Genomic DNA, 25,913 nt, shown 5'->3' on the forward strand with positions numbered 1-25,913 from the left:
GTCAAAGCTATTTTCTTTCTAGATAAAAATGCACTTTTTAAAAGCAAATAAATCGGTAGAATGAACTAAAAATGCTCAACTTAATCCTGAATCACAGCAGAATTAGGATTTGTAATGCAATAAAGTTGGCATAGCAATTGCTAATACTCAATGGGTTGAGAGAAATAACCAAAAAAATCGAATTCACTGTTTGGGGAGAAACAGCATGATGAAGAAATTATTCACTACAGCATTATTTGTATCGACATTATCAACTGCGGCCATGGCTGCAGAAGATACAACACTGGCTCAATATGGTTTTACAGTCAGTGGAAATGTCGCATTGACTTCAGATTATCGCTGGCGCGGTCAATCTCAAACACAAAATGATCCTGCGATTCAGGGAACAGTGACCTTGGCACATAGCTCAGGTTTGTATTTCTCAGCCTTTGCATCAAATGTAGATTTTGGTGGGGATAGTGCACATTTAGAACTTGATCCAACGATTGGTTTTGCCACACCCATTACTTTAGGTTCAATTAAACCTACACTTGATTTTGGTGTTGCCTATTATAACTATCCAAGCAATAGTGATATTAATTACCCAGAATATTATGCAAAACTGATTTTTGCTGACAGCATTGTTAAAGGTGATGTATTAACGCCAAGTGTTGCCTACACCAATAAATATGCTGGTGATTCTGATGTCAGTAACTGGAACTTTAATCTTGCTTATAGCTTACCTTTTGCTGATACAGGCTTTGGTGGCGTTGCAAGTGTAGGTTATAGCAAAGCAGATAAAAAGATTTATGGTAATGATGACAACTTCTTTGACTGGAAAGCGGGTGTGACTTATAACTTTAAATCTGTAGCAGGGCTCACTGCGGAGTTAGATGCGGTAGGCACAAATATGGATGGTTATACTGGTGTTCTAGACCGAAGTGTAGATACAGGTGCAGTGTTTAGTTTGACAAAAACTTTCTAAACCAAAATTCGACTTCAAAATTTTCAAAACCGCTCGTTTGAGCGGTTTTTTTATAAGTGAAATTAGCTTTGAAATGGGCTTCGATACGAAAGTGCTTCAGATAAATGAACTGAAGTAATCAATTCACTTTGTGCTAAATCTGCAATGGTTCGAGCAACGCGTAAAACCCGATGATAAGCCCGAGCAGATAAATTTAAACGCTGCTGTGCCATTGCAAGCATTTTCTGTGAGTCAGGAGATAAGACTGCATAATCTTCAAGTTGTTGTGGTGAAAGGAGTTGGTTATTGAAACCTTGGCGGTTCAGTTGGAAACTATGTGCTTGCAGAACGCGTTGGCGGACACAGGCAGAACTTTCACTTCGCTCAGAGTTTTGTAAATCTTGGGCGGACAAGGGAGGTACATCAATATGTAAATCAATACGATCTAACAATGGCCCCGAAATCCGATTTTGATAGCGCTTAATGGACTCTGCTGAACATTGACAACGACTGTCCTGATTAAAAGCATAACCACATGGACAGGGATTCATGGCAGCAATCAGCTGAAACTGGGCGGGAAAAGTCATTTGCCTTGCAGCACGTGAAATCACAATTTCCTGACTTTCTAAGGGTTGGCGTAAAACTTCAAGCACTTTTCGATCAAATTCAGGCAATTCATCAAGGAAGAGCACACCAAGATGGGCAAGCGTGATTTCCCCTGGTTTGGGCTGTGAGCCTCCGCCAACCAGAGCAATTGCCGAGGCTGTATGATGTGGAGCACGAAAAGGTCGTTGACCAAATTGATAAGGCTGATTGGCAACAGAATAAATGCTGGCAACAGTTAAACTATCATCTTGATTAAGTTGCGGTAAAATGCTGGGTAAGCGCGAAGCCAATAATGTTTTACCTGTCCCAGGTGGCCCACGAAACAAGATAGAATGCCCACCTGCTGCGGCAATTTCTAAAGCTCGTCGGGGACGAAGCTGACCTTTAATATCTGCAAGATCGGGTAAGGAATTCTCCTGACTTAGCCGACTTTGAGATGTATAACAGTCAATATGTTGTTGATCTAAAAAGTGCTGACAAACCTGTTTGAGTGAACAAGCAGGGTAAACAGCCAATTGCTCAAGTTGCCCAGCTTCTTGTGCATTATCATACGGTAATAGCAATTGATGATTGGCTTTTTTACAAGCTAAAGCGATACTTAGAACCCCAGAAATGGCACGCAGTTGACCATCAAGCGCAAGCTCTCCAATCAATTCATAATTGGCAATATGTTGATCAGGAATTTGTCCAGATGCAATCAAAATACCCAGTGCAATTGGCAAGTCGAGGCGTGAGCCATCTTTGGGTAAATCTGCAGGTGCTAAATTAATGGTCAGTCTTTTTGTTGGAAACTGAAATCCGCTGTTAATAATTGCAGATCGCACACGATCTTTACTTTCACGAACAGCGGCTTCGGGTAGACCAACAATGGTTAAAGAGGGTAAGCCCTGACTGACGTGAACCTCAACTTCAATGAGAGGTGCTTGAAGACCGAGAACACCCCGTGTGTAAACTTTAGCAAAAGACATATAATTTTTAGTTCCTTTTTGGTGCTTATTGTTTAATCAATTTTGTCTTTTTATGCACATTTATAGTGCTTATTTTTGTGTTTCTAGTGCACTTTCAAGCTGCTTAATTTTTTCATCTAAAAGAGCTAAACGTTGATTTGCAATCAATAGTGCATTCTTTTGACGTTGGATTTCCGCTTGAGATACCAAATCCATACGAGATACAGCTTCATTGAGAAGTGCTCTTAAATTGTGCTCAATGTCTGTTTTAGGTTGATCGATTTGCTCTAATATAGCCTGTAGCAAGGTTTCCATCATGGTGAGATCCTCATTAATGCATCAAAAATTTGGAAAAGATGATCCATTTTAGCATGATGTGTTTTGCTCATCATAAGTTGAAAAAAAACTTCTTTTTTTTCTGATCTATGCACGTAAGGCGCTAAAATAGGGTATAAAGATAGCTCATGTTGAATATTCCTGTATTCCCCTAACCGCAGGAATATTGGCATGAAAATTGAACATAAAACCTTACAGCTGAACAACAAGCCGAAGGAAAACAAACATGAAGCTCGTAACTGCAATTGTGAAACCATTCAAACTGGATGATGTGCGTGAAGCACTCTCTGAAATTGGTGTTCAAGGGATCACTGTAACCGAAGTCAAAGGTTTCGGTCGTCAAAAAGGTCATACGGAACTGTACCGTGGTGCTGAGTATGTCGTTGATTTCCTGCCAAAAGTAAAAATTGAAATTGCTATTAGTGATGAAATGGTTGATTCAGTGATTGAATCCATTACCCGTGTAGCAAGCACAGGTAAAATTGGTGATGGTAAGATTTTTGTGACCAATCTAGAGCAAGTGATTCGTATTCGTACGGGCGAAACAGGTCCAGACGCAGTGTAATTTGGCACGAAGTTTGCTCAGCAGAGTTTAGCTCGCAAAAGATTAAGGTTGGGGGATACGCATGAAAAAAATAATCATGGCGCTTAGTTTATCTGGCGCACTATTAGGTGGTTCTGCTGCTTGGGCAGAAGAAGCAACGTCTTCTGCACCTGAACAAACAGCAGTTGTTGCATCGGACGCAGCAACCACAACAGCCTCTGCGGCAGCGGTGACGCCAGCAGCAGAAGCCGCTCCTGCACCTGCGCCAGCAGCCAAACCAAAATTGGATACTGGTGACACGGCATGGATTCTCATCTCTACCGCATTAGTCCTTCTGATGACCATTCCGGGATTGGCTTTATTCTATGGCGGTATGGTTCGTAAAAAGAACGTATTGGGAACCATGGCGCATAGCTTTATGGCAGCCGTGATTGTGAGTATTGTCTGGGTGGTGATTGGTTACACTCTGGCATTTGACTCTGGCAATGCCTTTATTGGTGGTTTTGGTAAAACTATGCTTTCAGGTATTACCACAGATGCCTTACAAGGCACAATTCCTGAAATTCTCTTCGTGATCTTCCAAATGACTTTTGCAATTATTACAGTTGCAATCATTAGTGGTTCTGTTGCAGAGCGTATGAAATTTGGTGCCTTTGTCGCATTTATTACCATTTGGGTGATCGTGGTTTATGCACCAATTACTCACTGGGTTTGGGGTGGTGGCTGGTTAGGTGTTGATGGTGCACTTGATTTTGCAGGCGGTACAGTTGTACACATTAACTCAGGTGTTGCAGGTCTAGTTGCAGCTTATTTACTAGGTAAGCGTATCGGTCTTGGTAAAGAATCCATGGCGCCACATAACCTTGTGCTTACTGTTATTGGTGCAAGTATGTTATGGGTGGGCTGGTTCGGTTTCAATGGTGGTTCAGCTCTAGGTGCAAATGGTTCAGCGAGTTATGCACTTGTGACGACTCAAGTTGCCGCAGCTGCAGCCGCAATTTCTTGGTTATTTATTGAAAAAATGATTCGTGGTAAAGGTTCTGTACTCGGTGCAGCCTCAGGTGCAGTAGCAGGTTTAGTTGTAATTACACCTGCTGCAGGCTATGTCACTGTAAGCGGTGCTTTAGTGATGGGCTTGATTGGTGGTGTAGTCTGCTTCTGGGGGACAACAGGTCTTAAGCGCTTACTGAAAGTTGATGATTCTTTGGATGCTTTTGGCTTACATGCGGTTGGTGGTATTGTTGGTGCGATTTTAACAGGTGTATTTGCAAGCTCATTCATCATGGGTTCAAAAGCGCCAACTGATCTTGCACACCAAGTTTGGGTACAAGTTGAAGGTGTACTTGCAACAATTGCCTACAGCGGTATCTTAACTTTCGTCATCTTGAAAGTAATCGATGTTGTGATTGGTTTACGAGCAAGCAATGATGATGAACGTATGGGTCTTGACCTCAGCCAACATGGCGAACGTATCGAATAATCGGATCTGATGCCTAAAAAAACAGCCTAATTAGGGCTGTTTTTTTATTTCAAACACAACATTTAGTATCTGAAATATTTTTGATACACTAGAGCCACTGTTTTACTTGATTTTGAGTGTAATGCACTGTCCCTTTTGTAATGTTGCCGATAGCAAAGTGATTGACTCCCGTTTAGCTGCGGAAGGTAGTCAAATTCGTCGCCGCCGTGAATGCCCAAGTTGTGGTGAACGTTTTACGACATTTGAAAGTTATGAAGTTGTCATGCCACGCGTGATTAAATCGAATGGTAAAAATGAGCCATTTGATGAAGCTAAACTGCGCCGTTCGCTCATGCATGCACTACAAAAACGTCCCGTCACACAAGAGCAAATAGAAACGGTGCTGAGCGATATTCAAATTAAAATTCGTCGTTTAGGTGAGCGTGATGTCAGTTCACAAACGATTGGTGAGATTGTAATGCAGGCTTTATTTGGATTAGATCATGTTGCTTATGTTCGCTTCGCTTCGGTTTATCAAGATTTCCAAGATGTAGAAGCTTTTCGTCAGCATATTGAATTGATGCAACAAAGAGAACATTAAAACAACATGTCAAAATTTTCCTCTCAAGATCGCATATATATGCAGCAAGCGATTCAGCTTGCAAAACAAGGTGTGTACAGCACCAAACCTAACCCAAATGTCGGTTGTATATTGGTTAAAGAAGGTCAGGTGATCGGTCAGGGATTTCACCCATGTGCTGGTCAGCCTCATGCTGAAGTTTTTGCTTTGCGTCAGGCTGCTGAACAAGCAGATGGCGCAACGGCGTATGTGACTCTTGAACCTTGTGCACATTATGGGCGTACACCGCCATGTGCAGAAGCACTGGTTAAAGCGCAAGTGAAAAAAGTCATTATTGCCTGCTTAGATCCAAATCCATTGGTGGCAGGTAAAGGCGTAGAAATCTTAAAAGTTGCGGGCATTGAGGTTGAGTCTGGGCTTTGTGAAGAAGAAGCGGCCGCTTTAAATCGTGGATTTTTAAAAGCCATGGCGACCCAAATGCCTTATGTTCGCCTGAAAGTTGCAGCCAGTTTAGATGGTCGCACAGCGATGGCATCGGGTGAGTCGAAGTGGATTACAGGCTCTGCTGCACGTCAGGATGTACAGCACTGGCGAGCAATTTCGGGTGCTGTCATTACAGGAATTCAGACAGTCCTTGCAGATGATTGTCAGTTAAATGTCCGTGAGCTAGCGGGTGTGGATTTAACCACAGTGGTACAACCCAAACGTATTGTGCTGGATCGACAAGGTCGATTGCCGTTGACTGCAAAGATTCTGCAACAACCAGCGTCTTTAATGGTCATGGGGCCTTTTCGACAAGATCTGGCAGATTTAGGTGTTGTACAGCTTGAGGTTCAGCCTTTAGATGATTTGTTGAAGTTGTTAGTCCGTGACTACCAAATTTATGATGTATTGGTGGAGGCGGGTGCAACCTTGGCTTCAGCATTTATTTGCCAAGATTTGGTTGATGAATATATTCATTATCTTGCACCCACATTATTGGGTACTTCGGCGCGCCCGATGTTTCAGGCTGATTTACAAAGCTTACATCAGCAATACCGTTTTCATATTCAAGAAATGACCCAAGTTGGGGGAGATATTCGCCTCAATTTAATCCCAGTGCAAGAGTGATTATGAGTTTAGAAACAACGCTTTATCATAAACGTCGTCATGCTGCGCGTACCACAGATGAGTATTTATTCCATCAACTGGTTCCGTATTTGGGAAACAAGCGTCGCTTATTGCATTTGATTTTAGAAGCGCTAGAAGAAACAGGAACTCTCAATCGCAAAGACAACCGTGCACCTATTTTTGCTGATTTCTTTGCAGGTAGTGGCGTGGTATCACGTTTAGCCCGTCAAAATGGCTATCGAGTGATTGCCAATGACTGGGAGCCGTATAGTCATGCTCTAAACCATGCAGTGTTATCTTGTATTGATGCACCTAAATTTAAAGAATTGGGGGGGTATCAGAAAGCAATAGATTATTTAAACCGCTTACCTTTAACTAAAGGTTGGGTGACGCATAATCTTTGTCCGCGTAATGATGAAGAATATGATCCTGCACGTGACCGATTGTTTTTTAAACGCCGTAATGGTATGCGTATTGATGCGATTCGTCAGCAAATTGCGACATGGCAGGCACAAGGAGCAATTGATGATACTGAAATGAGTGCGCTACTTGCACCTTTGTTGTATTCAGCCAGTTTTGTCAGCAATACCAGTGGTGTTTTTAAAAGTTTTCATCATGGTTGGGGTGGCAAAACCCAAACTGCACTGGAACGCATTGAGTCATTACTTTGGTTAACCCCGAGCCGTTTTTGTGAAATTGGCGATGCTAAAAATCCGATGGCAGAAATGTGGTGTGTCGATGCACAGCATTTAGCCAATCAGATGAGTGGGTTTGAGGTTGATGTGGCATATTTAGATCCGCCTTACAATCAACATGCCTATAGCAGTAATTATCATGTGTTAAATTCACTGACGCTTTGGGATCAGGCTGATTTGCCATCACCAGACACCAAGGGTTTTAAAAGTGGAATTGACCGTGCATGGCGCAAAGAGCGTCCAAGTTTATATAATTCATCGAAATATGCCAAAGAAGCCTATGAAACTTTACTGGCAACGATTAATGCACGCTATATTTTGACCAGTTATTCGACAGATGGAAATATTGCTGCTAAAGATTTGTTAAAGGCGAACTTGGAACGCGGTCGAGTGACCTTATTAACACAAGATGTACCGCGCTATCGCGTGAGTAAGCAACGTCAGTCAGAGCGCGCACGTGTACTGGAATTTATTGTAATTACCGATACTCACGCAAAGTCTGGGCCACCATTGCGACAATTATTGGGACAACTTTATCATTATGCGGAATTGGGCGGTGTTGATACCTCAGGTGTGAGTACCCAATTGGCATTGTGGTAAGCAAAATAAAGAGAACAAACTATGTTTACTGGAATTATTGAAAGCTTAGGTAAAGTTTCTAGCTTGCAAAATGTAGGCGGTGATGTACGGTTACGGATTCAAACTGATCTAGATATGTCCGATGTGCATTTAGGCGATTCGATTGCCACCAATGGCATTTGTTTGACAGTGATCGAGTGGGGAGAGAACTGGTATGCTGCCGATGTTTCCCGTGAAAGTTTGAACCGCAGCACATTAGGTTCATGGCAAGTGGGGCAGGCGGTCAATGTCGAGAAAGCCATGTTGCCGACGACCCGTTTTGGTGGGCATATTGTCAGTGGGCATGTCGATGGCATCGGTGAAATTACCTTGGTGCGTGAAGATGCACGTTCACTGTATTTTGAAGTGACAGCACCTGTCGAACTGGCGAAGTATCTGGCAGAAAAAGGTTCAGTGACAGTCGATGGGATTAGCTTAACCATCAATCATTTACGTGGCAATATTCTCAGCTTGAATTTGATTCCACATACCGCAGAGCGCACCAATATTGGCACATGGAAACAAGGTTCAAAAGTCAATCTTGAAGTAGATGTGTTGGCGCGCTATATCGAACGCTTATTACTGGGTGACAAAGCCGCAGAACAGAAACCTCAGTCGAGTATCAGCATGTCTTTTCTCGCTGAAAATGGTTTTCTAAAATAAAAAATCTCGGCGCATGCCGAGATTTTTTTAGGTATTTGAAGAGGGGTGCTGTTCCAGTATATAGCGGATTTCCTCATCGGCTGCTTGCTGGATTTTCTGATTTAAACTATTCACACTTTGTTGAATTTGTTCAATTAAGCCCTCGGCCTCAAGTTCTAAACGGATTTTGAGATTATCGAGTGCTTGCTGAATTTCAGGGCTAATCACCGTATTGGCATTGGGTTCAAAACGTAATTTAGGTGTCGGTGTATAACGTTCAGTATAGTGATGGCTTTCTTGCGAAAGTTGTTGCTGTAAGGCTTGTAATTGTTGCGTCTGTTGTTGATATTGCAGGCGTTCATCGAGTTGTAAATCATCAAGATAAGCTTGCTGTTGAGCACGTTTTTTCGCTAGAGATTGTTCAAGTGCATGTTGACGGCGAATGCGCGCTTGCTCGACCAACTCGGCTTTTAACTCGGCATAAGCATTTTCAATTCGTTCATAAGATTGTCGTTGTGCTTGTTTGTTATAGCTCAGCCAATTCTCTAGACGAACATCTGTTGCAAACAACTCACAAATACGGCTTAGATCGTCAATATAGGTTTGGCGAACAGCTTGTGGTGCATTGAGCCAACGCTTTTCAAAATCTGCTCCAACATCTAACGCCACATTTCACTCCTCAAAATGACATATTACTTAAGATTATAATTTAAAAGTACGTGGGCTGATGCCCCAATCGCGATACTGTCTGAACTTGTTACGTCCTATTATTTTAGTCGATTCTTGATTTTCGACAATTTCAATAATGTGTTCAAACGTGTCTTGGGGTTCAAGAGCGTGGTTTTCAAAATTGAAGATAAGCCAAGATCCATGTTCAGGCAGATGTGCAGAAATACACACAGCAGAATTGACCTGATCAATGCCATGAGGAATAAAGCTTTGTGGATCAAATGTCCATAAAGCTTCATCGAGTAACTGTTGCTGTTCGGCTTGGCAGCAATACCACCAAATCCGTACAGGTTGTCGCAACAGTTTGCGCGATAAACGGCAAGCACTCTCGACTTGCCGTTCTACGCTATTTTCAAACAGATAAAAACTGACTTTAGTCATGTTGAACACGGTTCACAATAAACTGCATCAATAAGGGAACAGGGCGACCTGTTGAACCTTTATTCGCACCAGAAAGCCATGCTGTACCTGCAACATCTAAATGTGCCCAGCGATAGTCACGGGTAAAACGTTGCAAGAAACACGCAGCGGTAATTGCCCCACCGTGAGGCCCACCAATATTGGCAATATCTGCAAATGGTGAATCGAGTAATTCCTGATAGTCATCCAGCACGGGCATACGCCATACACGGTCAAAGCTTTGTTCACCTGCCTGAGTCAGCTCTTGTGCCAAGGCATCATCTGGAGAGAATAAACCACTCAGCACTTTACCGAGTGCCACCACACAAGCGCCTGTTAAGGTCGCAATATCAATCACAACCGCAGGGTTGAAACGTTGGATATAAGTCAAAGTGTCACAAAGTACCAAGCGACCTTCGGCATCGGTATTTAAAATTTCAACGGTTTGCCCACTCATGGTAGTGACGATATCCCCTGGACGGGTGGCTTGATCAGATGGCATATTTTCTGCAGCCGCTACAGCACCGACCACATGAATGGGTAACTTCGCTTCACAGAGCGCACGCATTGTACCGAGCACAGATGCAGCACCACACATGTCGAATTTCATTTCATCCATGCCTAAGCCGGGTTTGAGTGAAATACCCCCTGTATCAAAAGTCACACCTTTACCAACAAGAACAATTGGGGCTTGTTCTAATTCGGCTTTATATTCAAGAGTAATGATACGACCGGCACGAGCAGAACCTTTGCTGACTGCCAAGAATGCATTCATACCCAAATCAGCAATTTGCTGCTCATCAAGCACAGTCACTTTGAGCAGATCAGGATATTCGGCAGCCAATGCTAAAGCCTGTTCTGCAAGATATTCAGGGAAACAAATATTGCCTGGACGGTTGCCAAGGTCGCGGGCAAAATTCTGTCCAGCATTGACGGCTTGAATCAGTTGAAGCTGCTCAGCATTTAGTGGAGATTGTGCTGTAATGAATTGAATTTCATCTAAAATAAATTCATTTTTCTTCGATTTAAATTCATCATAGCTATAATTGGCTTGCGTTAAGCTCAGCGCAAACAGGGAATGCCACTGCTCAGGGAGTGCCGAAATATCAATATCAATCTGTTGATACTTTTTTTGTGCCGTTTTAATAATAGTTTGTGCCACTTTCGCCAGTTGAGCTGCTTGAATTTGAGCAGCTTGACCTAGACCAACAAGGCTACAAAATGGATAATGATCATGTTGTGTAATTAAGGTTACACTTTCATTTAGGCTGGCTTTAAATTGTGCCGTCGCCAAAACATGTTGGTAGTTTTCAATCTGTTGAGCAACTGGATGTTGAATTTGTTCAGCATCCACCAAGACAAATAGCGCAGTGCCTGCGTCTTGCGAGTGTTTTAAAGACAGTTTCATATGATTTTAGATGCCTATATAAGTGTTTGCAGATTTTTCATGATTGCAACATTACACTGGATCAGGTTGCAATGTGCAATATTAAGTATGGGTTTTTTCTCTTGGCTATTGGGTTAAACTATTCGCCAATCGTATTTTCACTTTTTACGGAAGCTTGCTTTGATTATTCGACGTTATCTTGTTAAGCAGGTCGTGGAGACCTCTTTGGTCGTCATTGCTTTACTGACATTAATTATGATGGGCGGTCGCTTAATCAAATATTTTGGTATTGCTGCGCAAGGTCGTCTAGATGCCAGTGTGTTGTTTAGCATTATTGGTTATCGGCTGCCTGAATTTCTTACCTTGATTATGCCATTGGGCTTTTTTATTGGCTTAATGTTGGTATTTGGGCGTTTGTATGTCGACCATGAAATGGCGGTACTCAATGCCAGTGGTGTAAGTCGCAACCAGTTAGCACGTTTACTTGCACCGTTAACGATTGGCTTTCTGATTTTTCAATTGGTATTGATGACATGGGTATCGCCGTGGGGACTCCGCAAATTTGAGCAGCTATCGAGCACTCAGGCGGTACGGACGGGGTTTGACTTGGTACGCCCCAAAGAGTTCGTTTCCTCAGGGCCTTATACCATTTATGCCAGCAGCCTGTCTGAAGACCGTAAGAATTTACGTGATATCGTGTTTTATGAGCGTGCTACCAAAGAAAATAAACCTGATGTGGTGATTTTGGCACGCGAAGCAACCCGCGTTGAAATTCCGAATGATCCTGCAAATGTGGTCGATTTAATTGATGGTCGCCGTTATGAGATCTATCCTGGGCAGCCACGCTACACCCAAGCTGAGTTTAAAAGTTACCGTTTAAGAATTGAAAATGATAAAGAAGCAGATGTTTCTGGTGATCAAGCGGAGTCGATGCGTTTAAAACAACTCTGGGAAAAACGTCAAGATCCTGTGGTGCAAAGTGAACTGGGTTGGCGTTTATGTGTGCCATTTGCGATTGTGGTTGCATTACTCTTGGCAACAGCATTGTCTGAGGTGAATCCACGACAAGGGCGGTATTATCGTTTATTGCCTGCCATTTTAATTTTTGCCAGTTTGATTGTGGCATTAATGGCAGTCAAAACGCGTATGACCAAAGGGCAGTTGGGAATTTGGGCATATCCGACAGTGCTATTTGTCTATGCCTTTGTGACTTTATTATTTTTGCGCAAACCCAATCTTGCGCCAAAGCTAAAACTTAAATTGAGCAAGTGAGGTTAAGTGAATGTTTGCACGTCGTCTAGTCGCTAAGCATGTGACGAAAACCTCAACTTTAGCCATGTTAGGTGCTACGGGTGTTCTTACCCTATTACAGTTTTTATTCACTTATTTGGCAGAATTGAGTGAACTTAAACATGGCTACACTGCAACTCAGGCATTGGCTTATGTGTTTTGGAATACGCCAAATTATTTATATGAAATTTTACCCATTTCTGCCCTGATTGGTTCGGTCATTGGCTTAGGTACTTTGGCTTCCAACAGTGAACTGATTGTCATGCGTTCGGTTGGGATTAGTTTATGGCGTATTGTAGGTTGGGTGATTCGTTCTGCAATGTTGTTGGTGATTTTATCATTTGCACTCAGTCAGTGGATTATTCCATATACCACTGAAAAAGCAGACAGTATCAAAAAGCATCAAACGGTTGCAGCACTCGGCGAGGTGAAAGGTTACTGGACACGTGAAGGTCAACGTTTTATCTATGTTGATTATGCCAATTCACAAGGTGCGCTGCGCAATATTCAGGTTTTAGATTTTGATGACAATTATCGATTGAAAGCTGTACTCAACGCTGAGCAAGGGCAATATAGCAGCACAGGGCAATGGAATCTGAAACAAAGTCAACAAATGCAGATCCAAGCCAATGGTGATGGGCATTTAACCCAATCGGCGCAACTGCCATTATCCTTGGCTCTACAGCCGAAATATGTGCATATGGTGACGATTGATCCTGAAGACCTTGCACCTAGTCAATTGGTTTCCTTCATGCACTATTTGTCTGAATATAGCCAAGTACCAAAAACCTATCAGTTGGCTTTCTGGAAAAAAGTGGGCATGCCATTTTCACTGATTGCCTTGGTGGTGATTGCCTGTTCATTTATTTTTGGGCCATTGCGTCAGCAGTCGATGGGTTTTCGCTTGGTCATTGCCTTATTTGTCGGGTTAGGCTTTTATTACCTACAAGACTTCTTGGGTTATGCAAGCCTAGTCTACTCACCATCCCCTGCATGGTTTGTGTTTATACCGATTGTTGTGATTTTTGTGGCGGGTGGTTATTTATTAAATCGAGCTAAATAAGTTGACGATCAGTTGCTTCTTCTCACCATCAAAAATATTGAATTGATTGAAAAGCGGTGCAAATCTTAGGTTTGTGCCGCTTTTTTATATCTTAGATTCTCAAATGAAGTGCAACACCAGTCAGCTCAAGTCTACAAACAGGTAATGGCGTGGTGTGTTTAAATCAAGATGGGCAGAAGTATTGGTCACAAGGAGCAACGACTTGTGTGCTAAGCAGTACATCAACTTGGGATAGCAACTAAAAAATAAATTCAAAACTGTGGGTAACTTAAATTTTGATCTTTCATTTGGGGTGAATATCACGTAAAATGCTGCCCTCTATGAAAGGGGTTTGAAGTGTTGCCGATGGTCGGCGCAGGGATAATCCGTAAAAATTATAAGGTTTTTATCATGGTTGTTATTCGTTTAACTCGCGGTGGTGCTAAAAAACGTCCATTCTATCAAATCGTTGTGACTGATAGCCGTAATGCACGTGATGGTCGTTTCATCGAACGTATCGGTTTCTTTAACCCTACAGCTCAAGGTCAAGCAGAAAAAATTCGTTTAGATGCTGACCGTTTCGCTCACTGGGTTGCACAAGGTGCTCAACCTTCTGAACGTGTTGCTTCTTTAGCTGCTCAAGCTAAAAAAGCTGCTGCTACTGCGTAATTGTAGTAGGTAGCCCATGACACCAACACAGAATGTTCCTGAAGATCGTATTCAGATTGGACAGCTACGTTCAGCGTATGGCTTGAATGGGTGGCTCTGGGTCTATTCCAATACAGAACCCATGAGCAACATCTTTGACTACCTGCCTTGGTACATTGAGACCAAAGCAGGTTGGCAAGTTGTTGATGTAAAACGTTGGAAACCACATGGCAAAGGCTTGGTTGTTGCGCTCAAAGGTGTGAGTGATCGCACAGCAGCAGACAATTTAGTTGGCGCAAATATCTGGATTTCAAAATCGCAACTGCCTCAACCGGGCGTGGACGAGTACTACTGGTCAGATTTGAAAGGCTTAACTGTATTAGGTCTCGATGATGACGAACAGGAAGTCAATCTCGGTCAAATCCATGAACTGTTTGAAACAGGTGCAAACGATGTCATGGTGGTTCGTGCCACAGCAGACAGCGTAGACGCTGAAGAGCGTATGATTCCATGGCATAAAGATGTGGTGCAACGCGTTGATCTTGAAGCTGGTCGTATTTACGTCAATTGGGGCGTAGATTATTAATCCCTAAAGGATTCACACAGCAGGAAGAAAGAGGAGTCTGCGGTGTTTTTTGCAGTCATTACGCTTTTTCCTGAAATGTTTGAAGCGATTACAGCCTACGGAATTAGCGGACGTGCAGCAAAGCGTGACATTGTACAAGTGACTTGTATTAATCCGCGTGATTTTGCTGAGGGTAACTACAAACGCGTGGATGAACGTCCGTTTGGTGGTGGCCCAGGTATGGTGATGATGGCTGAGCCTTTGGCAAAAGCAATTCGTCATGCCAAACAGCTTGCAGAGCAAGCGGGAGCAGTTCAAGTTCCTGTGGTGTATATGTCGCCACAAGGAAAGACCTTAAATGAACATGCCGTGCAAAACTTTATCGATTACGATGGTTTGATTGTGCTGTGTGGACGTTATGAAGGGGTAGATGAGCGTTTAATCCAGAAATATGTAGATCAAGAATGGTCGATTGGGGATTACGTTTTATCTGGTGGTGAACTTCCTGCAATGGTCTTGCTCGATAGCATTATTCGACGTTTACCCGATGCCATGTCAGATGAACAATCTCACATACAAGATTCTTTTGTGGATGGTCTATTAGACTGCCCACAATATACCAAGCCTGACCATTTCGAAGGGCTAGATGTGCCAGAGGTACTTAAATCTGGACATCATGCCAATATTGAAAAATGGCGTTTTTTGCAGCGTTATCAACGGACTTTAGCGCGTCGACCTGAGCTGGTCGAGCAAGTTGAGTTGAGCAAGCAGCAAAAAAAATGGCTTAAAGATGAGCAAAAAAAGAGCAAAGATTAAGAGTCTTTGCTTCTGTACAAGGAAATCGAGCATTTAACGCTTTCCTTGAACACCAGATAAGAAGTTGTACTTCTTTGCAAAGATGAACACATATTCAATGCGTTGATCTATGCATAAATTTGAAGCATTGCTTCAAATTCGGGACTTAAACTTGAGTTTATGTCTTCTTTAATAGGCTCTTTGTGCATTGAAGTGGTCAAGCATAAAGAGAAAGATAATCGGGTCTATGCGCTTTAGCCTCTATACCCAGTGGATTTCAGACCTCTTCTGACCCACATATATTGGAGATACCTCATGAGCGGTAAGCATCCTTTAGTTCAAGCTGTTGAAAACGCACAGTTAAAATCTGACCTTCCTGCATTTGCTCCAGGTGACACTGTCATTGTGCAAGTAAAAGTAAAAGAGGGCGACCGTGAACGTCTTCAGGCTTTTGAAGGTGTTGTAATTGCGAAGAAAAACCGTGGTTTAAACTCAGCTTTTACAGTTCGTAAAATTTCTAGCGGTGTTGGTGTTGAGCGTGTTTTCCAAACTCACTCTCCAATCGTTGCTAAAATTGAAGTTAAACGTCGTGGTGATGTTCGCCGTGCGAAACTTTACTATCTTCGTGACTTGTCTGGTAAAGCTGCACGTATTCGTGAAAAATTACCAGCTCGTAAAGCGTAATTCGCTTTATTTGAGTCAAGAAAATGCGCCAATTGGCGCATTTTTTTATGCGTGTGACTTGGCTCAAACAATAAAAATTCATCTGCTGAGAATACAGGCATTCTTGTGCTGAAGATTGTTTAAGCTTTTGTTAAGATGGCGTGTCATTTTTGTTCACCATTTTTCCTATGTCTGTTGCTAAGCCTAAAATCCAGCGCCGTCCAATTAGTGGTGTATTTCTACTCAATAAACCTCTTGAGATTAGTTCGAATGGCGCATTACAAAAAGTGCGTTGGTTGTATCGGGCAGAAAAAGCAGGGCATACAGGGGCACTTGACCCCTTGGCGACAGGGTTGTTACCCATCTGTTTGGGTGAGGCGACCAAGTTTTCGCATTATTTGCTCGATTCAGTCAAGCGCTATCAAACCACAGTGAAGCTTGGGCAAACCACGACCACAGGCGATGTGGAAGGTGAGGTTTTACAACAGCGTGCGGTACCTGAACTGACAACAGACAAAATTGAACAGGTACTTGAACAGTTTCGTGGTGATATTCAGCAAATTCCACCGATGTATTCGGCATTAAAAAAACATGGCAAGCCATTATATGAATTGGCGCGTCAAGGGATTGTGATTGAGCGTGAGCCACGTCCAATTATGATTTACCAATTACAACTGATTGAATTTACAGAAGACAGCTTAACTTTAGATGTGATTTGCTCTAAAGGTACATACATTCGTGTGTTGGGGGAAGATATTGGCGAGGCACTGGGCTGTGGGGGGCATTTAAGTGCATTGCATCGTACTGCAACAGGTCCTTTTGATTTGATTCCGAGCTACACCTTGGAATATTTGGAAAGTTTAACTAAGGCTGAACGTGAAGCATTGTTGTTGCCAGCATATGCACCTGTGGAGCATTTTCCACAAGTTCAGATTCCTGAGGGACGTAGCAAATATTTCTGTAATGGGCTGGAAAGCAATATTGACCATGAAGCAGCAGAGCAAGTTTTGGTCTTTGATGGCGAACGCTGTTTAGGTTTGGCCCAAATTACCGATAAAAAACGCTTAGTTCCTAAGCGAGTTTTGCATTTATGAGAAAAGTGATGATTACTGTATGGACACGATAACGATCTTAAGTCTGATTGGTTTTGCATTTACCGCAGGGGCAATTGATGCTGCTGTTGGTGGAGGCGGGCTGATTCAGATTCCGGGGATTATGAGTACTTTCCCCAACATGGCGACCGCTACGGTAATCGGAACCAATAAGGTTTCTTCTATTTTTGGTACAGGGTCAGCAGCCTTTACCTTTGCCCGCAAAGTAAAGTTGCAGTGGAAATTGCTGATTGTAATTGGGATTTGTTCGCTCATCAGCTCATTTGCGGGTGCGGCATGTTTGTCGTTGATTCCCCAATCTGTATTGCGTCCTTTTGTGTTGCTGATGCTGATTGTGATTGCCATTTATACTTTTATGAAAAAAAGTTTTGGACAGATCGCGGTTGATTTACATATTACCCCGAAACTTTTGGTGTTGGCTGCGATTGGCAGCTTGTTGATTGGTTTCTACGACGGAATTTTTGGCCCTGGGACAGGCAGCTTTTTTATTTTCTTCTTCATTCGTTTTTTGGGTGTGGATTTTCTGCATGCTTCTGCGTTGTCGAAAATTGGCAACTTTATGACCAACCTTGCTGCACTGAGTTTTTTAATTCCCACAGGTCATGCCATTTTACATATTGGTTTGATGATGGCGGTTGCCAATGTGGCAGGCTCAGTGGTCGGGGTGCGTGTTGCGATGAAATATGGCAGCGGCTTTGTACGTAAGATTTTCTTGGTTCTGGTCACGGTACTGATTTGCCGTATTGGTTATCAAACCGTAACGTCATGATAAATGATACTGGCATTTTACTCGTCACATTTGAGTAAAATGCTTTACATATCCTGTCATGATTGATGACAACGACATACAGTTTAAAACAAGAATAAAACCGACTAATGGGTGATTAAAAAATATACTGATTAAGAAGTAAATGATTTCATTGAAAAAAATAGGAATAATTTTATATGAATATTTTTGAAGCTTTACGTCAGAGCCATGAACAACAACGTCATTTAGCACAACAATTAGCAGCAACACATGGTGATCATCAGGAGCGTCAGGTGTTATTTGCTGCACTTAAAAATGAATTATGGGCACATTCGGTTGCAGAGGATCGTTATTTATATATTCCATTGATGTTTGATGATACAGGGCTTGATATTACGCGTCATGCCTTGGCAGAGCATCATAAAATGGATGAACTTGTTGAACAATTAGAAGAAATGCAAATGAGTAGTCCACACTGGTTAGGCATTGCAAAACAATTGCGTGATGTGGTTCATCATCATTTACAAGAAGAGGAACAGCGCTTTTTTCAGCAGGCAGGTAAAATTTTAACGGCACAGAAGAAACAGGAACTGGCTGAACAGTATCTGAATGAATATCAAAAATATAAAATTGAAAATGCTTAAAAATAGATAAAAGTGGCAGTCATTGCCACTTTCTTATCTCTGATCTGATTTGATCGAATTGAGTTGCTGTTCCACTTTTTGCTTGGCGCGTTGGGTGGTGTAGGTACAACCAATCGATGCAATGATAATGGTGGCGAGTGCCAGCCATTGTGTCCAAAGCAGATGTTCCGATAAAAACAAGACCCCTGAAAGTGCCGCAAAGGCAGGTTCTAGACTGGTCAATGTCCCAAAAACCAACGGACTTAAATGGCGTAATGCCACCATTTCCATCGAAAACGGCAGCGCACTGGCGAGAAATGCCAGAGCAATAAAATACAGCAAGTAAGGTGGCTGTAAGACGGTGACAGGTGTGCCCATCCACAGTGCTATCGGCAGCAGTACACAAGAACCGATGAACATACCCAAGCACACGGTATGATTGCCCGAAATGCCTGATGGGCGATTTCCCGTTAAAATATAGACTGCCCAACATGCACCTGCCCCAATCGCCAAGACAATTCCTACAGGGTCAAGTGCCTGACCTGTCTGACTCCACGGAAAAAGCAAGACTAGACCTAAAATTGCTAAACCGACCCAAACTAGATCGTAACGATGCTTGGCATGCAGTAAAGCCACACTCAGCGGGCCAATAAATTCAAAGGAAACGGCAATTCCTAAAGGCAAGCGATGCAGGGACAAGTAAAACAGGGCATTCATGCCTGCTAAAGCCAAGCCATAACCGATAATCGATGCCCAGCGAATTTGCTGCCATGCGACCCGCCAAATTTTAAAAAAGATTGCCAGCAACATAAACCCGAACAGCAGTCTGAGCGCGGAGATACTGAGTACGGGAAATGTTGCAAATAAGGTTTTCGCCAGTGAAGCACTGGTTTGTACACTGACAATGGCAACCATAAGTAGGGCAATGGATTGAACCGTCGTATTATTTTTTAAAAAGCCCATGTTGGAATAATTTAACTAATTGATAAAAAATTAAAAATAAAAAAAGCCACAACACAGGGCTGCGGCTTTTGGGGTGTTGAAGCTTAGAACAATACGCGAACGCGGATTGTACCATCAACATGATTCAGCATCTCGAGTGCTTCGTGAGATGCAGACGCGTCAACATCCATCACCAAGTAACCAACATCGCCTTTAGTCATTAAAGTCTGACCAGAAATGTTGATGCCTTGCTCAGCAAACAAGTTGTTGATTTTTGACAATACACCCGGAATGTTTTTGTGGATGTGAAGTAAACGGTGTTTACCTTCAGTCATTGGCAATGCGATTTCTGGGAAGTTCACCGCAGAAAGCGTCATACCTTTGTCAGAGTAAGCCACAAATTTCTCAGCCACTTCTAAACCGATGTTGGCTTGCGCTTCCATGGTTGAACCACCCACATGTGGTGTTAAGATCACATTGTCTAAACCACGAAGTGGAGAAACAAATTCTTCACCATTGGCTTTAGGCTCTTTCGGGAACACGTCAACCGCAGCACCTGCAATGTGACCTGCTTTGATCGAATCTGCCAAATCTTCAATCACCACACATGTACCACGTGCAGCGTTCAGGAAGATTGCACCTTCTTTCATTTTGGCAAATTGAGCTTTACCGAAGAAGTTGCGTGTAGATGGAACGTCTGGAACATGAAGTGTCACCACGTCAGCAGTTTCAAGCAATTCGTCTAAAGAACCAACTTGACGTGCATTACCCATTGGAAGCTTAGTGACTGCATCGTAATAGATCACGTGCATACCCATGCTTTCTGCAAGTACAGAAAGTTGCGAACCAATTGAACCGTAACCAACAATACCTAAAGTTTTTCCACGAGTTTCGAAAGAACCATTCGCAGATTTGTTCCAGCCACCACGGTGACAGCTTGCAGATTTCTCTGGCACGCCACGAAGTAACAGAATAGTTTCTGCAAGAACAAGTTCAGCAACCGAACGTGTATTTGAATATGGTGCGTTAAATACTGGAATACCACGACTCATTGCCGCTTTAAGGTCGACTTGGTTTGTTCCGATACAGAAGCAACCGACTGCGATCAATTTGTTTGCTGCTGCAAACACTTCTTCAGTCAATTGTGTACGAGAACGAATACCAATAAAGTGTGCATCTTGAACAGCTTCTTTTAAAGCTTCGCCTTCAAGCGCAGTTTTACGATAGTCGATGTTGGTATAACCCGCAGCATTTAAAGTGTCGATGGCATTTTGATGCACACCTTCTAACAATAAGAAACGAATTTTATCTTTAGGTAGTGATAGATGTTGGCTCATTACCGCTCCGCTACATAAGGCCAAATTTGGTCGCAATATGATAACATAGTGAGCAACAACTTGTTTATTTCTTGCTAGGCGTGTACACGATGAATGCTTCTGTCGCTTTATCACCTGACTTACTGACTCAACTGACGGCCATTGTAGGTGAAAATCGCATCAAAACTGATGCCGATAGCTTAGAAAATTGGGGTAAAGACCATACTAAGCACTTTGACCCAAATCCTTCTGTCGTGGTATTTCCATCGAGTACCGAACAAGTTCAGGCCATTGTTCAACTTGCGAATCAGTTCAATGTCGCAATTACACCATCGGGTGGTCGTACAGGTTTGTCAGCGGGTGCAGTTGCAGCCAACGGTGAAATCGTGGTGAGCATGGACAAGATGAACCAGATTCTGGAATTTTTCCCCGCAGATCGCATGGTTCGTGTACAAGCAGGCGTAGTGACAGAACAACTGCAAAACTATGCAGAAGAACAAGGCATGTATTATCCAGTCGATTTCGCATCGTCAGGGTCAAGTCAGATTGGCGGGAACATCGGCACCAATGCTGGCGGTATTAAAGTGATTAAATACGGCATGACCCGTAACTGGGTGTTGGGTCTGACTGTTGTGACGGGTAAAGGCGATATTCTGCACCTCAACAAAGGCATGATCAAAAACGCAACAGGTTATGCGCTTCAGCATTTGTTTATTGGTGGTGAAGGGACTTTGGGCTTGGTGACGGAAGCTGAAATCAAACTTGAGCGTCAGCCACAAGACTTGCAAGTCATGGTACTCGGTGTCCCTGACTTCGATGCCATCATGCCATTGTTACATGCATTCCAAAGCAAGATTGACCTGACTGCATTTGAGTTCTTTGGTGAACTTGCGATGCAAAAAGTTTTAGACAATGGTCATGTACAACGTCCATTTGAAACGCCATGTCCATTCTATGTGTTGCTTGAGTTTGAAGCGCCATACGAGCCAATCATGGAAAAAGCCATGGAAATCTTTGAGCACTGCATGGAACAAGGCTGGGTGCTTGACGGTGTGATGAGCCAAAGCCTAGATCAAGTCCACAGCTTATGGCGTTTACGTGAAGATATTTCGGAGTCGATTGCGCCGTTTATTCCATACAAAAACGATATTTCAGTGTTAATTACTCATGTCCCTGCATTTATTAAAGAAATTGATGCGATTGTGACTGAAAATTACCCAGATTTTGAAATCTGCTGGTTTGGTCATATTGGTGACGGGAACTTGCACTTGAACATCTTAAAACCTGCGGATTTGAGCAAAGATGAATTCTTTGCCAAATGTCAGGTGGTGAACAAATATGTGTTCGATACCGTGAAAAAATACAATGGTTCAATTTCGGCTGAACATGGCGTGGGGATGACCAAAAAGCCATATTTACAATACAGCCGTTCTGCTGAAGAAATCGAATATATGAAAGCTTTGAAGAAAGTATTTGACCCGAATGGTTTAATGAACCCAGGCAAATTATTTGATCTTTAAGACTTGATTGAATAGAAAAAATTCTGCTAAAAGCGTATCGAAAGATGCGCTTTTTTTATATTGAGAATAGATAACAATGAATATTTTAATTGTGGGCAATGGCTTTGATTTGTCGCATTACTTACCAACAAAATACGATCATTTTATGGATGTGATGGGGGCTATTGAACAAAAGAATACAGGTGAAAAAGTAACAGATTTATCGATTCATACAGTAGATGAATGGATGACAGAAATAGATAAAATTTTTGCCAAAAGGGAAGATGCTAATAACGCTAAATATCAAATGAATTTTGATGAATTATTTTCTAAAACACGTGACCCTAAATTTATTGAAAAAACGAAAGAATTTTATCTAACAGATCAAATTGAATTATCTTATCAAAATGTTTTGAAGTTGCAGTATCGTTTAGAACTGAATTGTTGGTATCAATATTTCAAAAATCATGTTGAGGAAATTAAGACTTGGATTGATTTTGAAACTAAAATTGAAGATGTCCTAATGATATTGGCACGTTTTATTACTGAAATTAGCTCTTTTAATAATCCTAAAGTAATTAATAAATATTTGAATAATGTAAATAAAGATGGTTTTAATATTAGAAATAGTGATTTAAGGGTTCTAAAGTTTTTTAATTTAATTTCATATAAAAAAGCAATTCATCCTTTATCACTAAATAATGTTTATTATCATGGTGGAAATATCGAAAATGGCTTTAATGCAGAATCATTCTTAAGTTACTTAAATGATCAACTAGAAGATTTTATTGAATTATTTAATTTCTATCTTGAGGAAGTAGTTAAAAAACTTAAGCCAAAAAGTGCTTTTCAGCCATTAAAATCAGATCAATATGACTTGAACAAAATTGATCAGATTTACTCATTTAACTATACCCAAACATATTTGGATTTTTATAATCAAGCTACGAAAATTGATTTTTTACATGGAAAATCAGGTGAAAAGCAAAATATGGTGCTTGGAGTATCTGAACTAAAGGGGAAAACATTAAAGAAAATCAAGGCTTATGGTTTTACTAAATATCATCAGAAATTAATGAAAAACACAAATTATGGCTTTCTAAATCATAATGAAGAATTTGATAATTTAGTTAATCCTAGTAGTATGAGGGAAGGGGAAATAATCCAGATAAATATCTGGGGACATTCATTAGATGTTTCAGATGAAGACTATATTCAAGAGATTTTTTCATTTAATCAAGATGAAGATCAATATGTTCGGGTTATAGTTTTTTATTTTAATCACACAGCAAAGTTTTCCCTATTAGCCAATCTTTTACATATTTTGAAGAAGGAAAAAGTCGAACATTGGATGAAACAAGGTTGGCTTATATTTAAACCGAATCCTGATGTTGCACAACTGAATCAAATTCAGCCCGTAGAACTAGCAAAAAACGAGTCATAACATGAACATCGAAAAAAATATCCAACAACTTTTTGAACAATGCCAAGATATTCCGCTGTTTTATATTGAGAGTGGTAGCCGCTTATGGGGCATGGCAAGCCCTGACAGCGATTATGATGTTCGTGGTTTTCATTTACCTAGCAAAGCTCAATATTTTGATTATAAGAAACATCGAGATTTGATCGAAATTATGGATGGTGATTTTGATTTTGTGTCCTATGACCTCGATAAAATGTTCGAGCTTTTGGCAAAAAGTAACCCAACTGTTTTGGAGTGGGTAAGGGCACATATCGAATATCTCAATGTTGTGCCTGAATGGAACAGCTTTAAACAAGGATTGCTAGAACGAATTGACTACAGTGCCTTGTATTATCACTATTTATCTTTGGCTGAAAATGGCATGAAAGTCATGCAAGTTGCCGATAATTTTACCTATAAAAAAGTGTTTTACTCGATTCGTGGGTTATTGTCGGCTGAACTGGCACTACAGGAAAGTATGCCTGCATTGCTGATCACCGATTTGTTTGCCCAAATTGATCCAAATGATCCGCTACGCGTGTGGGCGGAAAATTACTTAGAGATCAAAAAACAACAGAAAGAAAAAGCCGTGCTTTCGCAGGATGAGCAAACAGAAATTTTAAAGCAGTTAGAGTTTAAGCAAGCACAATTGGCAGCGCAAAGCATGCCAAAAGCCAATCGGCGTGAGCAACTAGATCAGTATTTAACCGATTATAGCCAACACTTAAAACAGCATTTTTATGGCTGATTTAACTGAGCCTGTGGCAAGTTTTGCCTTGCCACAATTTGATCTTTCTCGACCATCTAGTCAAAAAATGTTATGGTGTGCGCTATAACACTCTATATTTTTATCATCTGATTTTGAGCACGTTGTAAATATAGTGCATTCTTTGTTGATTATTATTTCATGACATAAGTCGACTGGTTGACAGTTCGGCATGACAGATTATTGAAGAAGAAACCATGCAACCGACTCCAAAAACATTGAATCGTTCAACGCTGATGTTTCCACTGGCACTGGTTCTCTTTGAATTTGCCGTATATATGGGTAATGACCTGATTCAACCTGCCATGTTGGCAATTACCCAAGAATTTTCTGTCAGTGCAACATGGGCACCGTCTTCAATGTCGTTTTACCTACTTGGTGGGGCGAGTGTGGCTTGGTTACTTGGACCACTGTCCGACCGATTGGGACGTAGGCGAGTACTACTGGCAGGCGTGCTATTTTTTGCGCTGTGCTGCCTGTTGATTTTACTGACCCAAAACATACAGCAGTTTTTAGCCATGCGTTTCTTACAAGGCATTGGACTGACCGTGATTTCAGCGGTGGGTTATGCTGCGATTCAAGAAAGTTTTGCTGAACGTGATGCAATTAAAGTCATGGCACTGATGGCAAATATTTCCTTGCTTGCGCCATTACTTGGGCCTGTACTTGGCGCATTTCTCATTGATTATGTGTCGTGGCACTGGGGTTTTGTTGCGATTGCGATGTTGGCGGGGCTGAGTTGGTTTGGTCTAAATAGTCAAATGCCACGGCAGCAGCAGAGTGTAAGCCGCCAACCCTTTATCTATTTACTGGACGATTTTAAGCGGGTCTATCGTAATCCGCAGTTCTTGGGTTTGAGTTTGGCATTGCCTTTGGTCAATATGCCGCTAATGCTGTGGATTGCTTTATCACCTGTGATGTTGGTTGAAGAACTCAAACTGAGTAGTTTTGCTTATGGCTTGTCGCAATTCCCTGTATTTATGGGACTGATTGTGGGTAATATGTTGCTGATTCGCATTATTGACCGTTTTGCTTTAGGGCGAACTATTTTTATCGGTGTTCCGATTATGCTGGGCGGTGCTTTTTGTCTATTGGCAGCCGTATTTTTGCCACACTATGCTTTGGCGTTGCTTTTGATTGGGATGACCCTCATCAGTTTTGGCGAAGGCATCTGTTTTTCTGTGATGTATCGTTTTGCGCTGATGTCCTCTGACGTATCAAAAGGCACTGTTGCCGCAGCCGTGTCGATGTTGTTGATGCTGAGTTTTTTTGTGGTGATTGAAGCGGTACGTTGGCTGTACACGCAGGTTCATCTGATTGCGTTTTCTGGGAGTTGTCTGTTACTGCTTGGGTTATGGTTTACCTTTCCACGAAAAATCTTGAAAAGTTTGATGCAACAGCGTCAGCAATCGGGTTCATTTTAAATTTTGGCTATGAATCACCCGAG

The 25,913-nt window shown here is 41.9% G+C and carries 27 protein-coding genes and 1 pseudogene; 21 read left to right on the forward strand and 7 right to left on the reverse strand.

The genetic code is table 11. The features are described 5' to 3' along the window. Positions 1-205: 205 nt before the first annotated feature. Positions 206-964 carry a TorF family putative porin gene (locus GBN19_RS00085; protein WP_375707840.1) on the forward strand — a complete coding sequence of 253 codons (759 nt, stop codon included), beginning with the start codon at positions 206-208 and terminating at the stop codon, positions 962-964. A 62-nt stretch (positions 965-1,026) separates the two neighbouring features. Here the strand turns inward: GBN19_RS00085 and GBN19_RS00090 are convergent, their stop codons facing one another. Together GBN19_RS00090 and GBN19_RS00095 are read right to left on the reverse strand one after the other, a co-directional pair. Then, on the reverse strand, positions 1,027-2,517 hold the full coding sequence (locus tag GBN19_RS00090; protein ID WP_151776737.1) for a YifB family Mg chelatase-like AAA ATPase: 1,491 nt from the start codon (positions 2,515-2,517) through the stop codon (positions 1,027-1,029). Positions 2,518-2,586: 69 nt separating this feature from the next. Further along, positions 2,587-2,814, reverse strand: coding sequence for an accessory factor UbiK family protein (locus GBN19_RS00095; protein WP_151709255.1), 228 nt, complete (start codon positions 2,812-2,814; stop codon positions 2,587-2,589). Between the two features lie 244 nt (positions 2,815-3,058). Here GBN19_RS00095 and glnK point away from each other — a divergent pair, with 244 nt between their 5' ends. From glnK to GBN19_RS00125, 6 genes are all read left to right on the forward strand, one after another. Then, positions 3,059-3,397, forward strand: coding sequence for a P-II family nitrogen regulator (gene glnK / locus GBN19_RS00100; RefSeq protein WP_004749947.1), 339 nt, complete (start codon positions 3,059-3,061; stop codon positions 3,395-3,397). Between the two features lie 61 nt (positions 3,398-3,458). After that, the gene (locus GBN19_RS00105; protein WP_151776738.1) at positions 3,459-4,856 is read left to right on the forward strand and encodes an ammonium transporter; all 1,398 of its coding nucleotides are present in this window, start codon (positions 3,459-3,461) and stop codon (positions 4,854-4,856) included. A gap of 121 nt (positions 4,857-4,977) precedes the next feature. Next, complete coding sequence (gene nrdR, locus GBN19_RS00110; RefSeq protein WP_151709257.1) at positions 4,978-5,436, forward strand: transcriptional regulator NrdR; 459 nt, start codon at positions 4,978-4,980, stop codon at positions 5,434-5,436. A 6-nt stretch (positions 5,437-5,442) separates the two neighbouring features. Beyond that, positions 5,443-6,525, forward strand: a complete 1,083-nt coding sequence (gene ribD / locus GBN19_RS00115; RefSeq protein WP_151776739.1) for a bifunctional diaminohydroxyphosphoribosylaminopyrimidine deaminase/5-amino-6-(5-phosphoribosylamino)uracil reductase RibD — start codon at positions 5,443-5,445, stop codon at positions 6,523-6,525. Between the two features lie 2 nt (positions 6,526-6,527). After that, positions 6,528-7,820, forward strand: a complete 1,293-nt coding sequence (locus GBN19_RS00120) for a DNA adenine methylase (RefSeq protein ID WP_151709259.1) — start codon at positions 6,528-6,530, stop codon at positions 7,818-7,820. Between the two features lie 21 nt (positions 7,821-7,841). Further along, the gene (locus tag GBN19_RS00125; RefSeq protein WP_151709260.1) at positions 7,842-8,501 is read left to right on the forward strand and encodes a riboflavin synthase; all 660 of its coding nucleotides are present in this window, start codon (positions 7,842-7,844) and stop codon (positions 8,499-8,501) included. Between the two features lie 27 nt (positions 8,502-8,528). Here the strand turns inward: GBN19_RS00125 and GBN19_RS00130 are convergent, their stop codons facing one another. From GBN19_RS00130 to GBN19_RS00140, 3 genes are read right to left on the reverse strand one after another with little or no spacing between them, the layout of a single operon-like run. Continuing rightward, complete coding sequence (locus GBN19_RS00130) at positions 8,529-9,149, reverse strand: hypothetical protein (RefSeq protein ID WP_151776740.1); 621 nt, start codon at positions 9,147-9,149, stop codon at positions 8,529-8,531. Between the two features lie 33 nt (positions 9,150-9,182). Next, on the reverse strand, positions 9,183-9,590 hold the full coding sequence (locus GBN19_RS00135; RefSeq protein WP_151776741.1) for a DNA polymerase III subunit chi: 408 nt from the start codon (positions 9,588-9,590) through the stop codon (positions 9,183-9,185). Further along, on the reverse strand, positions 9,583-11,016 hold the full coding sequence (locus GBN19_RS00140; protein WP_151776742.1) for a leucyl aminopeptidase: 1,434 nt from the start codon (positions 11,014-11,016) through the stop codon (positions 9,583-9,585). Before GBN19_RS00140 ends, GBN19_RS00135 begins: the two co-directional genes overlap by 8 nt. Positions 11,017-11,175: 159 nt before the next feature. On the opposite strand from GBN19_RS00140, the gene lptF reads away from it, so the two are divergent. From lptF to GBN19_RS00190, 10 genes and pseudogenes are all read left to right on the forward strand, one after another. Beyond that, positions 11,176-12,267, forward strand: a complete 1,092-nt coding sequence (gene lptF, locus GBN19_RS00145; RefSeq protein WP_151776743.1) for an LPS export ABC transporter permease LptF — start codon at positions 11,176-11,178, stop codon at positions 12,265-12,267. A gap of 10 nt (positions 12,268-12,277) precedes the next feature. Then, the gene (gene lptG, locus GBN19_RS00150) at positions 12,278-13,348 is read left to right on the forward strand and encodes an LPS export ABC transporter permease LptG (protein ID WP_151776744.1); all 1,071 of its coding nucleotides are present in this window, start codon (positions 12,278-12,280) and stop codon (positions 13,346-13,348) included. 107 nt (positions 13,349-13,455) lie between these two features. Continuing rightward, positions 13,456-13,590: pseudogene (locus GBN19_RS16025) on the forward strand (type IV pilin protein); the annotation flags it as partial. A gap of 148 nt (positions 13,591-13,738) precedes the next feature. Beyond that, the gene (gene rpsP, locus GBN19_RS00160) at positions 13,739-13,996 is read left to right on the forward strand and encodes a 30S ribosomal protein S16 (RefSeq protein WP_111894073.1); all 258 of its coding nucleotides are present in this window, start codon (positions 13,739-13,741) and stop codon (positions 13,994-13,996) included. A 16-nt stretch (positions 13,997-14,012) separates the two neighbouring features. After that, positions 14,013-14,561, forward strand: a complete 549-nt coding sequence (rimM, locus tag GBN19_RS00165) for a ribosome maturation factor RimM (RefSeq protein WP_111893681.1) — start codon at positions 14,013-14,015, stop codon at positions 14,559-14,561. 42 nt (positions 14,562-14,603) lie between these two features. After that, positions 14,604-15,356, forward strand: a complete 753-nt coding sequence (trmD, locus tag GBN19_RS00170) for a tRNA (guanosine(37)-N1)-methyltransferase TrmD (RefSeq protein WP_151709269.1) — start codon at positions 14,604-14,606, stop codon at positions 15,354-15,356. Positions 15,357-15,650: 294 nt separating this feature from the next. Next, the gene (gene rplS / locus GBN19_RS00175; protein ID WP_111893677.1) at positions 15,651-16,019 is read left to right on the forward strand and encodes a 50S ribosomal protein L19; all 369 of its coding nucleotides are present in this window, start codon (positions 15,651-15,653) and stop codon (positions 16,017-16,019) included. A 167-nt stretch (positions 16,020-16,186) separates the two neighbouring features. Continuing rightward, positions 16,187-17,092 (forward strand): tRNA pseudouridine(55) synthase TruB, encoded by a 906-nt coding sequence (gene truB, locus GBN19_RS00180; protein ID WP_151776745.1) that lies wholly within the window; start codon positions 16,187-16,189, stop codon positions 17,090-17,092. A 19-nt stretch (positions 17,093-17,111) separates the two neighbouring features. Next, the gene (locus GBN19_RS00185; protein ID WP_151709270.1) at positions 17,112-17,879 is read left to right on the forward strand and encodes a sulfite exporter TauE/SafE family protein; all 768 of its coding nucleotides are present in this window, start codon (positions 17,112-17,114) and stop codon (positions 17,877-17,879) included. 176 nt (positions 17,880-18,055) lie between these two features. Then, positions 18,056-18,502, forward strand: a complete 447-nt coding sequence (locus GBN19_RS00190; RefSeq protein ID WP_151709271.1) for a hemerythrin domain-containing protein — start codon at positions 18,056-18,058, stop codon at positions 18,500-18,502. Positions 18,503-18,535: 33 nt separating this feature from the next. Here the strand turns inward: GBN19_RS00190 and GBN19_RS00195 are convergent, their stop codons facing one another. After that, complete coding sequence (locus GBN19_RS00195) at positions 18,536-19,444, reverse strand: EamA family transporter (RefSeq protein ID WP_151709272.1); 909 nt, start codon at positions 19,442-19,444, stop codon at positions 18,536-18,538. Positions 19,445-19,527: 83 nt separating this feature from the next. After that, complete coding sequence (gene serA, locus GBN19_RS00200) at positions 19,528-20,760, reverse strand: phosphoglycerate dehydrogenase (protein WP_151709273.1); 1,233 nt, start codon at positions 20,758-20,760, stop codon at positions 19,528-19,530. Positions 20,761-20,849: 89 nt separating this feature from the next. Between serA and GBN19_RS00205 the strand changes: the two genes are divergently transcribed. The 4 genes from GBN19_RS00205 to craA all read left to right on the forward strand — a co-directional run bounded on the left by GBN19_RS00205 (position 20,850) and on the right by craA (position 25,890). Then, positions 20,850-22,259 (forward strand): FAD-binding oxidoreductase, encoded by a 1,410-nt coding sequence (locus GBN19_RS00205; RefSeq protein WP_151776746.1) that lies wholly within the window; start codon positions 20,850-20,852, stop codon positions 22,257-22,259. A gap of 76 nt (positions 22,260-22,335) precedes the next feature. Then, on the forward strand, positions 22,336-23,682 hold the full coding sequence (locus tag GBN19_RS00210) for an AbiH family protein (RefSeq protein ID WP_151776747.1): 1,347 nt from the start codon (positions 22,336-22,338) through the stop codon (positions 23,680-23,682). 1 nt (position 23,683) lies between these two features. Next, positions 23,684-24,448 (forward strand): nucleotidyltransferase domain-containing protein, encoded by a 765-nt coding sequence (locus tag GBN19_RS00215; RefSeq protein WP_151776748.1) that lies wholly within the window; start codon positions 23,684-23,686, stop codon positions 24,446-24,448. 215 nt (positions 24,449-24,663) lie between these two features. Next, positions 24,664-25,890, forward strand: a complete 1,227-nt coding sequence (craA, locus tag GBN19_RS00220; RefSeq protein WP_151776749.1) for a chloramphenicol efflux MFS transporter CraA — start codon at positions 24,664-24,666, stop codon at positions 25,888-25,890. Positions 25,891-25,913: the final 23 nt, after the last annotated feature.

This window comes from Acinetobacter brisouii, assembly GCF_008993995.1.
Lineage (GTDB): Bacteria > Pseudomonadota > Gammaproteobacteria > Pseudomonadales > Moraxellaceae > Acinetobacter > Acinetobacter brisouii_A.

Excerpts from the sequence above, each read along its gene's own strand:
- GBN19_RS00140 (WP_151776742.1), bottom strand. The coding sequence starts at position 11,016 with ATGAAACTGTCTTTAAAACACTCGCAAGACGCAGGCACTGCGCTATTT.
- nrdR (WP_151709257.1), top strand. The coding sequence starts at position 4,978 with ATGCACTGTCCCTTTTGTAATGTTGCCGATAGCAAAGTGATTGACTCC.
- GBN19_RS00120 (WP_151709259.1), top strand. The coding sequence starts at position 6,528 with ATGAGTTTAGAAACAACGCTTTATCATAAACGTCGTCATGCTGCGCGT.
- GBN19_RS00215 (WP_151776748.1), top strand. The coding sequence starts at position 23,684 with ATGAACATCGAAAAAAATATCCAACAACTTTTTGAACAATGCCAAGAT.
- GBN19_RS00185 (WP_151709270.1), top strand. The coding sequence starts at position 17,112 with ATGGACACGATAACGATCTTAAGTCTGATTGGTTTTGCATTTACCGCA.
- craA (WP_151776749.1), top strand. The coding sequence starts at position 24,664 with ATGCAACCGACTCCAAAAACATTGAATCGTTCAACGCTGATGTTTCCA.
- GBN19_RS00105 (WP_151776738.1), top strand. The coding sequence starts at position 3,459 with ATGAAAAAAATAATCATGGCGCTTAGTTTATCTGGCGCACTATTAGGT.
- GBN19_RS00190 (WP_151709271.1), top strand. The coding sequence starts at position 18,056 with ATGAATATTTTTGAAGCTTTACGTCAGAGCCATGAACAACAACGTCAT.
- GBN19_RS00125 (WP_151709260.1), top strand. The coding sequence starts at position 7,842 with ATGTTTACTGGAATTATTGAAAGCTTAGGTAAAGTTTCTAGCTTGCAA.
- GBN19_RS00135 (WP_151776741.1), bottom strand. The coding sequence starts at position 9,590 with ATGACTAAAGTCAGTTTTTATCTGTTTGAAAATAGCGTAGAACGGCAA.
- GBN19_RS00090 (WP_151776737.1), bottom strand. The coding sequence starts at position 2,517 with ATGTCTTTTGCTAAAGTTTACACACGGGGTGTTCTCGGTCTTCAAGCA.
- GBN19_RS00095 (WP_151709255.1), bottom strand. The coding sequence starts at position 2,814 with ATGATGGAAACCTTGCTACAGGCTATATTAGAGCAAATCGATCAACCT.
- rimM (WP_111893681.1), top strand. The coding sequence starts at position 14,013 with ATGACACCAACACAGAATGTTCCTGAAGATCGTATTCAGATTGGACAG.
- glnK (WP_004749947.1), top strand. The coding sequence starts at position 3,059 with ATGAAGCTCGTAACTGCAATTGTGAAACCATTCAAACTGGATGATGTG.
- lptG (WP_151776744.1), top strand. The coding sequence starts at position 12,278 with ATGTTTGCACGTCGTCTAGTCGCTAAGCATGTGACGAAAACCTCAACT.
- GBN19_RS00085 (WP_375707840.1), top strand. The coding sequence starts at position 206 with ATGATGAAGAAATTATTCACTACAGCATTATTTGTATCGACATTATCA.
- rpsP (WP_111894073.1), top strand. The coding sequence starts at position 13,739 with ATGGTTGTTATTCGTTTAACTCGCGGTGGTGCTAAAAAACGTCCATTC.
- ribD (WP_151776739.1), top strand. The coding sequence starts at position 5,443 with ATGTCAAAATTTTCCTCTCAAGATCGCATATATATGCAGCAAGCGATT.
- GBN19_RS00195 (WP_151709272.1), bottom strand. The coding sequence starts at position 19,444 with ATGGGCTTTTTAAAAAATAATACGACGGTTCAATCCATTGCCCTACTT.
- GBN19_RS00210 (WP_151776747.1), top strand. The coding sequence starts at position 22,336 with ATGAATATTTTAATTGTGGGCAATGGCTTTGATTTGTCGCATTACTTA.
- truB (WP_151776745.1), top strand. The coding sequence starts at position 16,187 with ATGTCTGTTGCTAAGCCTAAAATCCAGCGCCGTCCAATTAGTGGTGTA.
- serA (WP_151709273.1), bottom strand. The coding sequence starts at position 20,760 with ATGAGCCAACATCTATCACTACCTAAAGATAAAATTCGTTTCTTATTG.
- rplS (WP_111893677.1), top strand. The coding sequence starts at position 15,651 with ATGAGCGGTAAGCATCCTTTAGTTCAAGCTGTTGAAAACGCACAGTTA.
- GBN19_RS00205 (WP_151776746.1), top strand. The coding sequence starts at position 20,850 with ATGAATGCTTCTGTCGCTTTATCACCTGACTTACTGACTCAACTGACG.